General features: G+C 37.0%; 16 protein-coding genes. 5 read left to right on the top strand and 11 right to left on the bottom strand.

The window, feature by feature from the left end; genetic code table 11:
• Nucleotides 1-91 precede the first annotated feature (91 nt).
• Nucleotides 92-1,237 (top strand): nicotinate mononucleotide-dependent phosphoribosyltransferase CobT, encoded by a 1,146-nt coding sequence (cobT, locus tag VB797_RS04890; RefSeq protein ID WP_323236522.1) that lies wholly within the window; start codon nt 92-94, stop codon nt 1,235-1,237.
• A gap of 74 nt (nt 1,238-1,311) precedes the next feature.
• Here the strand turns inward: cobT and VB797_RS04885 are convergent, their stop codons facing one another.
• Nucleotides 1,312-1,692: a hypothetical protein gene (locus VB797_RS04885; protein WP_323236521.1), complete on the bottom strand. Its 381-nt coding sequence runs from the start codon at nt 1,690-1,692 to the stop codon at nt 1,312-1,314.
• A 339-nt stretch (nt 1,693-2,031) separates the two neighbouring features.
• Between VB797_RS04885 and VB797_RS04880 the strand changes: the two genes are divergently transcribed.
• Nucleotides 2,032-3,180, top strand: coding sequence for an extracellular solute-binding protein (locus VB797_RS04880; protein ID WP_323236520.1), 1,149 nt, complete (start codon nt 2,032-2,034; stop codon nt 3,178-3,180).
• 42 nt (nt 3,181-3,222) lie between these two features.
• Here VB797_RS04880 and VB797_RS04875 read toward each other — a convergent pair whose 3' ends face one another.
• From VB797_RS04875 to VB797_RS04865, 3 genes are all read right to left on the bottom strand, one after another.
• Nucleotides 3,223-3,735 (bottom strand): hypothetical protein, encoded by a 513-nt coding sequence (locus tag VB797_RS04875; protein ID WP_323236519.1) that lies wholly within the window; start codon nt 3,733-3,735, stop codon nt 3,223-3,225.
• A gap of 124 nt (nt 3,736-3,859) precedes the next feature.
• The gene (locus VB797_RS04870) at nt 3,860-4,615 is read right to left on the bottom strand and encodes a sulfite exporter TauE/SafE family protein (protein WP_323236518.1); all 756 of its coding nucleotides are present in this window, start codon (nt 4,613-4,615) and stop codon (nt 3,860-3,862) included.
• Between the two features lie 127 nt (nt 4,616-4,742).
• Nucleotides 4,743-5,522 carry a class I SAM-dependent methyltransferase gene (locus VB797_RS04865; RefSeq protein ID WP_323236517.1) on the bottom strand — a complete coding sequence of 260 codons (780 nt, stop codon included), beginning with the start codon at nt 5,520-5,522 and terminating at the stop codon, nt 4,743-4,745.
• A gap of 207 nt (nt 5,523-5,729) precedes the next feature.
• On the opposite strand from VB797_RS04865, the gene VB797_RS04860 reads away from it, so the two are divergent.
• Nucleotides 5,730-6,596: a LysR family transcriptional regulator gene (locus VB797_RS04860; protein WP_323236516.1), complete on the top strand. Its 867-nt coding sequence runs from the start codon at nt 5,730-5,732 to the stop codon at nt 6,594-6,596.
• Nucleotides 6,597-6,654: 58 nt separating this feature from the next.
• On the opposite strand, the gene VB797_RS04855 is transcribed toward VB797_RS04860, so the two are convergent.
• Nucleotides 6,655-7,167 (bottom strand): DUF1993 domain-containing protein, encoded by a 513-nt coding sequence (locus VB797_RS04855; protein WP_323236515.1) that lies wholly within the window; start codon nt 7,165-7,167, stop codon nt 6,655-6,657.
• Nucleotides 7,168-7,430: 263 nt separating this feature from the next.
• Between VB797_RS04855 and VB797_RS04850 the strand changes: the two genes are divergently transcribed.
• Both VB797_RS04850 and VB797_RS04845 read left to right on the top strand, forming a co-directional pair.
• Nucleotides 7,431-7,673 carry a helix-turn-helix transcriptional regulator gene (locus tag VB797_RS04850; protein WP_323236514.1) on the top strand — a complete coding sequence of 81 codons (243 nt, stop codon included), beginning with the start codon at nt 7,431-7,433 and terminating at the stop codon, nt 7,671-7,673.
• Complete coding sequence (locus VB797_RS04845) at nt 7,660-8,409, top strand: hypothetical protein (protein WP_323236513.1); 750 nt, start codon at nt 7,660-7,662, stop codon at nt 8,407-8,409. Before VB797_RS04850 ends, VB797_RS04845 begins: the two co-directional genes overlap by 14 nt.
• On the opposite strand, the gene VB797_RS04840 is transcribed toward VB797_RS04845, so the two are convergent.
• From VB797_RS04840 to VB797_RS04815, 6 genes are all read right to left on the bottom strand, one after another.
• Nucleotides 8,372-9,520 carry a DNA cytosine methyltransferase gene (locus VB797_RS04840; protein ID WP_323236512.1) on the bottom strand — a complete coding sequence of 383 codons (1,149 nt, stop codon included), beginning with the start codon at nt 9,518-9,520 and terminating at the stop codon, nt 8,372-8,374. The two genes, VB797_RS04845 and VB797_RS04840, sit on opposite strands and share 38 nt — an antisense overlap.
• 101 nt (nt 9,521-9,621) lie before the next feature.
• Nucleotides 9,622-12,291, bottom strand: a complete 2,670-nt coding sequence (locus tag VB797_RS04835; RefSeq protein ID WP_323236511.1) for a U32 family peptidase — start codon at nt 12,289-12,291, stop codon at nt 9,622-9,624.
• Between the two features lie 76 nt (nt 12,292-12,367).
• Nucleotides 12,368-12,709 (bottom strand): type II toxin-antitoxin system PemK/MazF family toxin, encoded by a 342-nt coding sequence (locus VB797_RS04830; RefSeq protein WP_323236510.1) that lies wholly within the window; start codon nt 12,707-12,709, stop codon nt 12,368-12,370.
• The gene (locus VB797_RS04825; protein WP_323236509.1) at nt 12,702-12,968 is read right to left on the bottom strand and encodes a hypothetical protein; all 267 of its coding nucleotides are present in this window, start codon (nt 12,966-12,968) and stop codon (nt 12,702-12,704) included. Before VB797_RS04825 ends, VB797_RS04830 begins: the two co-directional genes overlap by 8 nt.
• A 107-nt stretch (nt 12,969-13,075) precedes the next feature.
• The gene (locus VB797_RS04820; RefSeq protein ID WP_323236508.1) at nt 13,076-13,999 is read right to left on the bottom strand and encodes a WD40 repeat domain-containing protein; all 924 of its coding nucleotides are present in this window, start codon (nt 13,997-13,999) and stop codon (nt 13,076-13,078) included.
• A 25-nt stretch (nt 14,000-14,024) separates the two neighbouring features.
• The gene (locus VB797_RS04815; RefSeq protein WP_323236507.1) at nt 14,025-14,630 is read right to left on the bottom strand and encodes a Uma2 family endonuclease; all 606 of its coding nucleotides are present in this window, start codon (nt 14,628-14,630) and stop codon (nt 14,025-14,027) included.
• Nucleotides 14,631-14,686 lie beyond the last annotated feature (56 nt).

Raw genomic sequence — 14,686 nt, 5'->3', positions numbered from 1 at the left:
ACCAACCTACTTAACCTTTAACCTTTGACCTTTGACCTTAATTACTCCTAACTCTTCATTCCAAAATCTAAAATCTAAAATCCAAAATTAAATGCTTCGCATATACACAAATATTACTCAAGGTGAAGCTTGGGTTGCTAAATATAAAGGTAAAAAAACTGCATTTGCCTGCGTGTTGGGTTTCACTCAAACGTCTTTGATCCCGGGTATTTCTGCTGCTGGTCGCACTCCTGAAGACCGAAAATATACGGCTTTAGCTGATGCTGAGTTTTTATACTATGGAGCGGATAAAAAGGGGCAATATCCCTTACCTCCACTGATTGCGGGTGCGTCTCCGGTGTTTATTACTCGCGCTGTGGTGGAGACGCTAAATATTCCAGTTTACTTATTTAATGCGGGTTTACTCGAACCCCCAACTGTACCAACTATTGATTTGCAAGGTGTACCGGCTAAATGTTTGAGTCAAGGTGCAGCGATGGATTTTGCTACGATACAACGTTTGTTGGAGCAAGGAATGATTTGGGGTGAAAGACTTTCTCGCAACAAGGAAAACGAATATTTAGTTATAGGTGAATGCGTTGTTGGTGGAACTACTACTGCTTTGGCAATTTTGACAGGTTTGGGTATTCCAGCCCAAGGTATGGTTAATAGTTCTCATCCTATCTGCAATCACGCTCAAAAATGGGAAATTGTGCAAGCGGGGTTGGGGAGGATGGGGGGATGGGGGGACATGGGGACAGGGGGACAAGGGGAAATCCAAAATTCTGTAGATCCGCTGCGGCTTGTGGCTGCTGTGGGAGACCCGATGCAGGTTGCTGTGGCTGGAATGGCGATCGCTGCGAGCCGTCATGGTGGTGTAATGCTTGCTGGTGGTACGCAAATGCTGGCTGTGTTTGCTTTAGCAAGCGCGATCGCTCAATTTTATAATTTGTCTTGGCAACCTGAAGAAGTTGTTGTCGGTACTACTCGTTGGGTTGCGATTGATTCTACTTGTAAAACAACACAATTAGCTCAGGAGATAGGTAAGAAAAGCGCGATCGCACCATCTTTAATTGCTACTGAACTATGTTTTGATAATTCTCGCTATGCTCAATTACAAGCTTATGAACAAGGATTTGTTAAGGAGGGTATGGGTGCTGGAGGTGCTTGTATTGCTGCCTATTTAAGCAGAAACTGGCAGCAACACCAATTTTTAGAAGCAATTGAAGCTCAATTAGACCGTTATTGGCAAACGTAATTGACGCGACTCTAGTAATCGCATTATTGATTTTTTTAATTTGGCTGGGAAAAGCTGATATTTGATTTATTTGCTTAAGAATTGATTCTTTTGAGTAATAATTGCTCTTCTAATGCCGCAATACGATTGTATGCTGCTGTTAGTTGTGCAGTTAATCGTTGAATTTGAATATCTGGAGTTAGTTGTCTATCTCCTGCTTCAAAAGTCCCGTCTAAATAAACATCGTCTACTAATACATCTTTATGTTCTAACCCGGAATTAAAACCAGTTGAATTCTTTAATTGATATTTTCCTGTGTTAGTAACTTTTTGGTCGGGTTCTTCAGCCTGAGTGGCTTTTGCTAAATTACAGTCCGCTAAAGTTTGAGAAAGCTTACCATCAAGTTGCTCAATTACCTGATAAAGGTCTTCTAGTCTTTTACTCAAACTCAAGACCTGAAGTTTTAACTGCTCCATTTCATACCCCCGTTCAATATTTCTATCTATATATATTATTCTTTATATAACAAAACTTAACTATACTTAACAATTTATTTAACCTTTAGGTTTTTATCGGTTTTTAGTTTCTTAGCCGATACTGAATTTACTAATCCGTAAATTAGTTGCAATTGTGTTTTCTATTACCCAGATTTATAAAAAAGAATGTTAATCAAAAATAAAAATACTGCATAATAGATATTTAAAACTAAAAATATATCAAATACAGCAGTGAATTGTGATATTACCAGTTTGCGGAATCTATTAGTTACAATGCTTAGAGCAGTTCTTTGTATTTCAAATTTAACAACAAAATAAATGCGTAGACGCTCATTTTTATACGGTACATCTACACTGCTAATCTCGCAATTGCTTGTAGGATGTAATGTTTCCAAACAGCCTCAATTAACAGTACAGGTACTCAAAGGTTCAATTCCAGGAAGAATACTCAAACAATTTCAGGAAAGTTTATCCGCGAAGGCTCAGTTAAAATTCTCTCCGGTGGTACAGTTGCGGGAATTATTCAACCGATTGGAAAAGTATCACAAATACAAAACATCGGGGAAAAAATCTGAAGGGTTTAAGATCTCCCTACCGTTTACCGAATCTCAACCAAGCGAGACCGATCTAGTTACTTTAGGAGATTTTTGGCTAAAAGAGGCGATCGCAAATCAACTGATTCAACCATTATCTCGCGAACAACTAAAAAATTGGTCTAACTTATCCTCGAAATGGCAAGAGTTGGTAGAGCGGAATAGTCAAGGTTTTGTAGACAAGCAAGGACAAATTTGGGCTGCACCTTACCGTTGGGGTAATACGGTAATTGTTTATCGTCGTGACAAGTTAGAAAAATTTGATTGGGAATTGCAAGATTGGAGCGATCTGTGGAGAGAAGAATTAAAAGGACGGATTTCTTTACTCAATCAATCGCGGGAAGTTATTGGTTTGACGTTAAAAAAATTAGGCAAATCCTACAACACCGAGAATTTACAAGAAGTTCCATCTTTAGAAAAGGAACTACAAACGTTAAGTAAACAGGTTAAATTTTATGATTCAACTAATTATCTCGAACCGTTAATTATTGGAGATACTTGGTTAGCAGTCGGGTGGTCAAATGATATTGTGTCCATACTCTCCCGTTATCCACAACTGAGCGTAGTTGTTCCAAATTCCGGAACAGCACTTTGGGCGGATTTGTGGGTGCAGCCAACAGGTGAAGTTGAAAAAGATTTATCAAATAAGTGGATTGATTTTTGCTGGGAACCTCATATTGCAAAGGAAATAGCATTACTTACCAAAGGGAATTCCCCAGTGACGACAAATATAGCAGCATCCGATATTCTCCAACCATTACAAAAACTTTTATTAACGAATCCTCAATTCGATAAAAGTGAGTTTTTACTTCCTTTATCTAAATCAAGTACCGAACAGTATGATTCTTTATTTAATGCAATGAAAACAGGTTAAAGGTTAAAGGTTAAAGGTTAATTATTTGTCGATAAATGATAATTAATTTTGTGAAATAGAAGGGTTTATCAGTAAACCTGCGGCATTCATATTAATTTTGCACGCAGGTTTAGGTAAATTTAAATTACAAGTATAAGTTGCTAAAGGTTCTTTTTCGTAATTAAAAACGCGAATATTATAACCATAATCTCGCGCTACGCTACCCAAATGATTGACAAAATTATAACGTTCTAAATAATCTAAAATATTCCAAACTTGTTCGTTAACAATTAAATCGACTCTTCCTCGTTGAGAATTGATTGTAGGATATGCTATCCAGTTATCTAAAAGCTTGTTTTCCGATTGTTCCTGGGCCCACCATAAGCTTGGAACCGTTAACTGTTTTTGGGAAATAGTATTTGCTGTAATTACATTATCTCTAGGATTAGTTAATAAATCTAATTCCAAAGGTGCTTGAGAAGCTTCGGGAACTCGGGAATCTCTTGCTTGGGCTTGAATGGGTAATACAGAAAGTGAACTAATGCAGAGGCTAAAAAGTATTGAAAGCTGACGCATAATAAATTGTTAATGAATAATTAAAATATATTGACTTGTTTTAGATACAGCAGTGTTTCTTTTTATTATAATCTCCAAATATAGTTTTTACGAGTATACAAATTAGCTCAAAAATCTGATTTGCCTATCGTAAAAACAAGTAGCAAGTCATACTTAAACCAACGCCGATAATGAAACTGCGTATCCACAAGGGATGTATTTTACGTGCTAGAGAAGCGCTGCTGTAACCGCCAATAACTGCACCCGAAGCCATGATAATGACTTCAAACCAAACAATTTTATTTGCAATAGTAAAATAAATGATAGCCGCTGCATTAATACAGGTTGCCAACCAAGTTTTATAAGCATTCAAAGCGTTGATATTTTGTATACCCATAAGATTTAATACAGCTAACATCAAGATTCCAGCACCACCACCAAAGTAGCCCCCATAAGTTGCGATCGCTAGCTGTAAAAGCAAAATGATAAATAGTGGTAAACGAAAAGGAACTGAATTTTGACTGCGTTTATTTAACCATTTCATTAACGGTTGACTGAATATAAACAACAGCGTTGCTATCAACATCAAGTATGGAATTAAAGCGGAAAACTTAGCTGGGGATGTGTGTAAAAGTAAATAAGCTCCAATTATTCCTCCCACAACGCTAACCAAACTTAATAATAGTAATGAGTGCTGTTTACTAGAAAACTCGCGACGGTAAGCAACAGTACTTGCAACTGTACCAAACCAAAGTGCTGCTGCATTAGTAGCATTAGCATTAATAGCAGGTACTCCCGCGATCAAAAGTGCGGGAAAAGCAATCAAACCACCACCACCAGCGACACCATTAACGATTCCTGCAAGCAATGATGCAGTGAATAAAAAGATTATTGATTCCATCACAGAATTTTAGATTTTAGATTACTCTACGAGAAGACTCTTGTGCGTCAATGGATTTTGGATTGGAAGATCTTAGAAATTAGGAGTTAGGAGTTAGGAATTTGAAGCTTGTAATTATATTACCGTTTTAACCTATTTTAATTGCTTTTATCTGAATGCGCTTATAATCTGCAAACCAATTTCCTTCTTGATATAACTTCGGTTTTAACTGCTTTTCTACATCTTGAATTACCATTATTTTTTGTTCTTCCGATAAGCCTTGAAAGAAATTTCCACAAAACATTTTTATCCAATTCGCCAAACCTGCATCTTTGTCTTGTAATAAAGTTGAACGAGAAAATAAGTAACTGTAAGTAACTTCAAAACCTTGTTTTTCTAACTTTAAAGCGTATTCACCGATGCTGGGAAAATACCAAAGATTTAGATTTGGCGCATTTTTAACGCCAATATTTTCTAATGCGTTATATAAAGCTTTAATAATTGATTCAACGTTTCCCTTTCCACCAAATTCAGCAATAAAACGACCATTAATTTTGAGCGATTTGCTAATACTATTAATTACGTTATCTGCTTGGGGAATCCAATGGAGTACAGCGTTGGAAAAAACAGCGTCTAAGGGTTGGGATAAATGAAAATTCTTTGCATCAGCTACTTGAAACTTTAATTGTGGATAATTTTGTCGTGCTTGCTCAATCATCTCAGGTGCGCTATCAATTCCGATTACCTCAGCACCACCAGCAATTTTCGCCGTTAATTGTCCCGTACCGCATCCTAAATCTAATATTCGCTCGTTTGGTTGCGGATTGAGTATTTGTAATAAATTTTCGCCGTACTTCCAAACAAAAGCGTGTTTTTCTTGGTACAGCGAACTATTCCAATCGTAATTGGATACTGATGTTTGATTCATTTTGGTTAAATTATTTGTTTTTACAATAGACTTTGCGATGGAGACGTGATGTATTACGTCTCTACATTTAACAGCATAAAAAAAGTTTTTAATTATGTCCAATATATATTTGCTGCACTATTAATATATAAAAAATATATATCAAGAGACGCGATATATCGCGTCCCTACACAATTGATCGCATAATCTAAAATCCAAAATTAAATAATGGAACTACGACACTTACGTTATTTCGTGACTTTAGCAGAGGAATTACACTTTGGAAAAGCTGCGGAAAAATTACATATTGCTCAACCTCCCTTGAGTCAACAAATCCGTCAGTTGGAAACAGAATTAGGTTTTGAATTATTTCACCGCACTAAGCGTAAGGTGGAATTAAGCGAAGCAGGAGAGGTTTTTCTAGTTGAAGTACAGCAAATTTTTCGACAACTCGAACAAGCAATATTTCTCGGAAGACAAGTTAGTCGGGGAGAAATTGGACAGTTAGTTGTGGGCTTTGTAAGTTCGGCAGCGTATAATATTTTGCCCAATATCTTACAAAATACTCGTAATAGTATTCCTAATGTAAGTTTAGAATTACATGAATTGACTACAGACGAACAATTACGCTGGTTGCAGTCAGGTCGGATTGATGTTGGTTTTGTGCGTCCGCCTGTAGATGAAAATACTTATGAATCAAAGGTGATTTTTCAAGAATCATTAGCGATCGCACTTCCTCAAAATCATTTTTTAGCGAATCAAGATCGAGTCAGTTTGCAATCTTTGAAGAATGAATCATTTATATTATTTCCTCGTTTTTTAGCACCGGGACTTTACGACCAAATTATTAGCTTTTGTCAGCAAGTCGGTTTTAGTCCCAAGGTTGCTCAAGAAGCAATTCAAATGCAAACAATAGTTAGTTTAGTTGCTGCTGAGATTGGCGTTGCGATCGTTCCAGAATCATTACAAAATTTACGAAGAACGGGAGTAATTTATAAATATTTTGTCGAAAAAACACCGCAAGTTAGTATTGCGATTATTTGGCGGAAAAATGATGTTTCGGTGGTTTTGGATAGGTTTTTGGAGGTATTTTAAGACATTCTTGTGAATACCTCCAATTTTACTAGGAATTCAAGCAGAATTAATCAATGATTTAAGACTCAGGTTTTCCTAGAAAGTCCATTTTACCTAGCTCTACTCCACAATGTCTGAGAATATTATAAGCAGTTGTAACATGAAAATAGACGTTGGGTAGAACAAAGAAAAGCAGATAGGGCATTCCCTTAAAAGTCATAGTGTCTTTACCAACTGGAAGAGAAATCGATTTTTCCTCCGAACCATCAATGAGATTAGGTGTCAAAGTTTCTAGATAAGAAGTAGTTTTTTGAAGACGAGCGATTAGTTCGGGAAAAGTTGTTTCATTATCTTCAATTGTCGGTGCTTCAGATCCCGCTAATCTTGCTGCACCTCTTCTAGCAACGTCTGAGGCAATTTGAACTTGCCGACTCAAAGGGAGCATATCTGGATACAAACGGCTACCAATCAGTATAGAAGGATCGATTTTTTTGGCTTCAGCATGAGCAGCACCTTTTTCAAGAATCGCTGCAAGGTTACTCAGCGATCGAACAAGCGAAGGTACTGAAGCTTGATACATGGAAATAGCCATAAGTTTTATCCTGGTAATTAGATTAAGTTTATTGTCCTTGAAATTTGGTCAATGGGATACTCCCCTGCAAATATTGCAGATCTAACTCTATCAAGCCTTTAATTTCACCATTAACTAACTGTTGATATCTATATAAGATAAGGAGTTGGTTGTCATAAGTTGGGGGAAAGACAACACCATTGCGATCGTATCGTTGGAAGATATCCTTCTGTGAATACTTTAGTCTGTAGAACTATTGTCTTCAAAGATTTAATTTATGACTTATGCAGTCTGGAAAATTAGATCGCTATTTAGGGCAAGAAATACAGCGTCGTCGTGCAGAAAAAGGTTGGTCACAGGAGTATCTAGCAGAAATTACAGGTTTGCATAGAACTTATATTAGCCAGCTTGAGCGCGGTTTAAAAAGTCCTTCTATACGAGTTCTTAGCCATATTACGGGAGCTTTGGGAGTGACAATGAGTGAATTTTTAAAAGGAGTAGAGGAAGCTTTGAGTGCTAACGAATGAAGAAATTGAAAGATTAAAGCAAGGGATAATTGCCACAATTGCATCCCCGGTTATTGGTTCCATAGAAGATTATGCATGGGAAGCAATTTTCCATTATGTCAAAAACCTTCCGATGCTAGATCCGGCATCAGGACGCAGTAAACTTTTATATGACGCTGTTGATAGAGAAAATGCGATTGGTTGGTCGCTTAAGTCGCTTCAAAAAAGTAATCTTTTAGTTGGAAGCTCTTTTTTATTTGTAATTCAAAGAGCAGATGTTATAAAAAAAGCAGATTTACTTGGTTTTCCTGGATTAACGGAAAAATCTTCACCGCAAGAAATCGGAGCAGATGTTATTAAACATTGGAATGAAAAAATTATTACCAGTCGTTTAGCACAAGCTGTTAGAACTAGTTACGAAGGTATACTTTTGAAAACTATCAAAGGTATAGAATATGTTTATTGTGAATATCCTTTAGAACCATTACAAGCAGATACTTTTTCTTGGAACTGGACAACAAATAAAAACACTGGTAAATTAGGTGCTGGTTTACAGGGAAGCATTGCGGGAAACATAGAATTAGTCTGGTATAAAAATCAAAAACAACTTTTCAGAGCTAGAACCATTCCCGAGCAATCAGTTCGTATAAATGTCAAAAGATATCGTCTCAATCCTGCTAAATACGTAGAAACTATTTTGTCATCATTAGAGCAACAATTCAAGCAAGAGTCTTCATCTGAAGACGATTCTCCTTAAGTAATGATAAAGCAATGGCTTTAGCAAGTATTGGAGGAACAGATTCCCCAATTTGAGCAGCCATATTTGTGTATGAACCTAAAAAGTGAAAATTATCGGGATAGGAATGCAATCTAGCTGCTTCTCGGATTGTAATAGTTCTATTTTGAGTAGGGTGAAAAAATCTTCCAGAACCAGGATGAAAAACCCATTTAGTAATTGTTTTAGCTGGTTTATCCCAAAATAATCTTCCATATGCACCGCTGTAGTGTTTTTTTGGAGCTAATTTAGATGGTAAATTTCTCGCATCTTCTCCTTCTTTTAATATCTTTGCTCTAGCCATCTGAACTGGGCTTAAAGCACGCGCAACATGATTAGTTAATTTTTTACTGATCTTACGCATTAAAACTTGGTAATCGCTTTGTGCGGGATAAGGGTAATACTCATCAATATACTCTTCACCGGCTTCTAATGAAGGTAAATCACCGATCGCATCTCTAACAGTAGTAATTGGATTAAGCGATGATTCAAATATACTCAATTGCAGTTGAAAATCAACTTTAAAATTTTTATGTGTTGGTTGTGGAATTGATGGTGTTTGACTATCTAAGCTAGCCAGAAAAAAAGCTCTTGACCTAGTTTGTGGAACGCCGTAATCAGCAGCATTCAAAGATGTTGATGTAACTTTATATCCAATTGATTCTAGTTCAATATATATATCATTTTTGACTGCACCATCATATGCCTTTAATATTTCAGGTACGTTTTCCATTACAACATACAGAGGTTTAAATTCTTTTACATACTCTAGAAATGTTTTATATAAAAGATTGCGAGGGTCATTCAAATATCGATATGCTGCTGTGACATTACGCGAAAAACCTTGACAGGGAGGACCACCTATCAAAGCTGTAAGTTCTTCTCTTTGTAATCCAAGCGATAATCGCAATTCTAAAGGATTAATTTCTTGGATATCTTGATGAATAATACGCGCTTCTGGATAGTTATGCTGATACGTTGCTAAAGCTTTACTATTCATATCAATGGCACATAGGGACTTGAATCCAGCCAGATGAAATCCTGTAGACAAGCCACCTGCACCTGCAAATAAATCAATAATTGTATATTCCATAATAATGAATACTAAAGTATTCATTATTAAAAAGCAAGTGATTCAATCGCTTTTCTTTAGAACCTGTGAAAAGTTGCCTTAGTGGATATTTAGCAAAACTCTCAACTCACAACACTCCCCCGAGTCACACCCAATTGACTTTGCAAATTCAATTCTCGCCACAATATTGAACCTTTTATTTCACCATTAATTAACTGTTGATATCTATATATAGTTCGCTCAACTTCTTCGGGACTTTCATTTACAAATTCAATCCGAAAGTTTTGCAAACCCAATTCTAAAAGTTTGTGTACGTATTCCGCACCAGTTTGAGCGGTACCGTTAAATACCGTATTGCGACAACCAGCGTCAGCTTGTAAAACGTGTTCCGTTCCGACTCTATCTTTAATTTTCACCTCATGTTCTTCACAAGGTCTTCCACAATTGCGGAAGTCGGTACCATCAGAAAGAAAAGCACAAAAAACGCAATGTTCCATATGAAACATCGGCATATGTTGATGTATTGTCACCTCGTACCAACTCGGAGGAGAAGTTTTTAATAAATCTTGAAGTTGATGAATATTTAAGTCGTAAGAAGCCGTTAAACGTTCTAAATTAAAACGATTTTTAAAATAATCCGCAGTTAAACCATTAGCGACATTCAACGAAAAATCTCCAATACATTTTTCATTAGCAAAGAACTTTAAATGGTCATAATTACGAATCAAATAACCATCAGCATTTGAATTAATTACCTGCTGTAAAATCCAATTTTCCGAAGGTTTTGTAATTCTCGGAGGAGCAACGAAGAGGATGGGGAGATAGGGAGATAAGGAGATGGGGGGAGCATTTTCAACCTTTGACCTTTGACCTTTGACCTCTAACCTATAACCTTTGACCTTCTCAACTGCTTCTTTATACTTTCTGGGGTCTTCAAATTCGCAATATATGGTTGTGATTCCGGTTTTTAATGCTGCTTCTAGTTGTTTAAGGTTTCTTACTAAAACTATTAAATTTGGGGAATTAGGAATATTAGGAGAATCAGAAATAAGTACATCTTTAAAAGAAGCATTTTCATTAACTACCCATCTTTTAGGCTGACTTCGCAATTCTTCCAACTGAGCTACAATTTCCCGACGCATTTTATTTAATTCACTGACGGGTAACATCAACTCATCAGTGATGCAATTTGTCAAGTTTTTTAAATAGAAAGGAGTATTACCCAAACGTCCGAATTGTTCTTGTAAGCGTTGAGTAGTTAAAGGTTTATTATGGGCTTCTACCAGTTCAATTGTGGATTCAACCTGCACCACATGACCGATTTCATCGCGAGCGATCGCCACTAAATTTTCTCCAACTTCCCCATGCACCTCTACATCAATCGGACGTTGAAACTTGGGGTTATCTCCTGCAAAGCTTTGCCTTAACTGCTTATCAAGTTCCGGATCTGAAGTTTTCCAAAGCTTGTCACCAACATGAATCCGTTGCCAATTTAAGTTACCTTTACCAAAAGTAAGTACAACATCCTTACCTTGTTCCACCCCATATATTCTGCCACCTTCCTCCTTCGCTTCCGGGTGTCCGCAATCAAACACCACACCATCACCGGGTTTGATCGGGACATTTCGCGCATCTGTACGAGATATCGTTACCTTTTCCTTATTTATACGTTTAACTTCTCCTAAATAAACCCCGCGCTTCTTACCAAACCGTGCGTGAACCAATTCTTGATTGTTGATTCCACTGAACCATCCTGTATAAATTCCCCGTGAAAACGCCATTTCCAGATTGTATTTTTCTCGATCCCCCCAACCCCCCTTAAGAAGGGGGGCTTTCTGCTTCTTATGGTTGGAAGTCGTAAATTCGGCATTATCGGTTTTTTCAATATGTTTAAAATAGGGGGCTTTTTTATCCCCCCCTTTATAAGGGGGGCTAGGGGGGATCTCAACCTCTAACCTATCCAAAGCCTCGCGATAAACCTTAGTCACATTTGCCACATACTCCGGCGACTTCAAACGTCCTTCAATTTTCAAACAACTGACACCAGACTTAACTAAATCCGGTAAAACTTCCAATCCAGACAAATCTTGAGGGCTGAGCAGATATTTGCGTTGGCGAAGCCCATACGGAGTAGGTTCGCCTAAATCTACAACTTCCCCATCTGCGATTAACTCGTAGGTCATCCGACAAGCTTGAGCGCATTCACCACGGTTAGCCGAACGTCCTCCCAAGGCTTCACTAGTCAAACATTGTCCCGAATAAGCAACGCACAAAGCACCGTGAACAAACACTTCTAAAGGTAAGGTTTCTTTTGTCTGCTGCTGTATCTGATTAATTTCCTTAATCGAACATTCCCGCGCTAACACCACCAAATTACAACCAAGTTCTTTAGCAAACTCCACCCCAGTAGCACTAGTTACCGTCATCTGCGTAGATGCATGGATAGGAAAGTCGGGTGAAATGTGGCGAATCAACCGACAAATCCCAACATCTTGAACGATAACTGCATCAACTCCAGCGGTGATAATTGTACGAATGTAACGCTGTGCTTGCTTGAGTTCCTGGGGAAAAACCAAAGTATTTAAAGTAACGTAACCCTTCACACCTCGCAAGTGGAGAAACTGCATTAGTTCCGGTAAATCCGCTTCGGTGAAATTTTCCGCTCGCATTCTAGCGTTAAACTTATCCAAACCAAAATAAATCGCATCCGCACCGTTTTCTACAGCAGCTTTAGCGCATTCCCAATTACCAGCAGGAGCGAGAAGTTGAGGTATTTGTAAATCGGTTGTCATAAGTTGAGGGAAAAGATAACAACATTGCGATCGTATCATTAGGGGTGGGAAAACTTGGATTAAGTATTAATTAATTTCAAACAATGCTTAAGACGATAGCTAATGCTTGTGAGACTAATTGCATTTGTGTATCTGAGAGTTTTCCTAACTGTTTAATTAATCTTGTTTCTGAAACTGAGCGTATTTGAAATGTATCAACCGCAGATACTTTCACCAAACTATTTTCAGTGCTGGGTTCAACTTTAACCATCCAAGGACGGATTGCAAATCTTTCTTTCCAATCAGTTATTGGTACAATCACCTTCAAAGGTAAAATACCAATGGCATTATCATTGACTATGACACAAGGGCGAGTTTTATTAATTTCCTTACCAGTTGTTGGATCTAAATTAACTAACCAGATTTCACCTCTATTCATGAGTATCTTTATTAGTTAATTCATCATCTGGATATTCATAAAATTCCTCCCCATCAATAGCATTAAAAATATTTAATTCTCCTTCTGGAGCATAATCAGCAATTGCTGTCGTTGCAGCCAAAGCTAACTGTTGTTTTTGTTCTTCTCTTGTAAGCGAATCTTGTTCTTTACGAATTAGTAGCAAAGCAGCTTCTGCAATTTGTAAGCGTTCGCTAGTACTTAGGTTTGGCAATTCTTGAATTATTTTAGTAGTTTCCATAGATAATTGAATTTGGTTTGTTCTTAAAGATAATGTACAAAGAATCTATTTTTATTACAGTGTAAGGAAATCTTGATAATCCCCTGAACTGATTGTATCGCGTTAAATTACGACAAACCCCATACTTTCATACAACCATTTTCACTCCAGCTAACAATTTTTAATCCATCCGGGCTGATAGAAACACGCCGAATTTCAGATGAATGTCCTTTTAAAGTGCAAAATTCCTCACCATTTTCTATATCCCAAACTTTCATATTTTCACGATCGGCGCAAACAAGAATCTTTCCGTCGGGAGTCATTGTTGTAAGTATTGATTCCGGAAATCGACTCACAGTATATTTGATATCAAAGCTCTTAATTATCTGATTTGTGATTAAATCCCATATTTTAACAGAGCTATCTCTACTACCACAGACAATTAGTTTTGCATCAGAATTTATTGCAGCAGAATCGATGAATTGGCGAGGAGGTATATTGAAGGTGGGAATTTCTTGATATGTTAGCAAATTCCATACTTTGGTTTCGTAATTATGAACTTGACTAATTAAAGTTTTTCCATCCGGGCTGATGATGAGAAAATTAACTTTGTAAGTATGTCCCTTTAGTGTGTCAATCAATTTACCTGCTGACAAATCCCATACAGATATCGTGTTATCATCTTCTATACTCCCACCAACAAACAAAGTTTTTCCATCGGGACTGATAGCCAAAGCAGCAGAATACCTGACCTGAAAACGTTTAAATGATTCTCCCGTTAATAAATCAGATATCTCAATACAACCGTTATAGTCAGTGATGAAAGTTTCTAGATCGGGATTAACAATTAAGCGAAAACCTATAGTGTATTTATGAAGATGTTTTGATTGACAAATTAGCTCACCTTTGGATAAATCCCAAACTCTAATAACTTCGTAGCAGCTACTTACAAGAATTTGTCCATCGGAGCTAATAGCTAAACAAATGATACACTCTGGATGCTCTTCCAGGGTATGAAGGCATTTGGTTAATGTATAGGGGTTGTATTCCATCAATAATTATTCAATTTGTAAATACCTATACTGCTTGATCATCGCCTTTCAACTCAACCGCTTCAAACTTTACTTTGCTATACAAATCTTGCAGCGAAATCTCAAAAGGTACGCTATTGAAAGTAATATTCTCGTCTTCCTCATCATATTCGCGCATTACCCATCTTTTCTTTGCAGTTTTAGAATATTGCTCGACACGAATTCTTGTTTGGTCAATTAATAGATATTCTTGAAAAGATTCAATTGTACGATAAGTTTCAAATTTACCTTCTTTGTCATAACCTTTAGTCGATTTTGATAAAACCTCTATAATCACCTGTGGATTTAAAATTGTATCCGTGCGGCTGTTATAATACTCGGCTTCACCAGCTACAATCATCACGTCAGGATAAGTATAAATTCGTCGTTTAGGTATCCACAAACGCACATCGCTGATAAAAGCTTCATAATTCTGTTTTCTAAAAGCAAAGTTAGCAGCAGAATATAAATTACCCGCTATACGATTATGATTTGTAGATGCACCAGCCATCGGAATAAGTTCTCCGTCAATGTATTCGCTTTTGCTGTTAGCAGTTTCTTCTAAATCGAGATATTCTTCGGGAGTGTAATAGCGCTGTTGTGTTATTTGCATGATTGGGAATAAAATAAATTTAAATAATAGGTTTTATCTATAAAATAACAATCCAA

The sequence above is a fragment of the Rivularia sp. UHCC 0363 genome, assembly GCF_034931125.1.
Classification (GTDB): domain Bacteria; phylum Cyanobacteriota; class Cyanobacteriia; order Cyanobacteriales; family Nostocaceae; genus Rivularia.
This window is presented reverse-complemented; position numbering and strand designations above follow the sequence as displayed.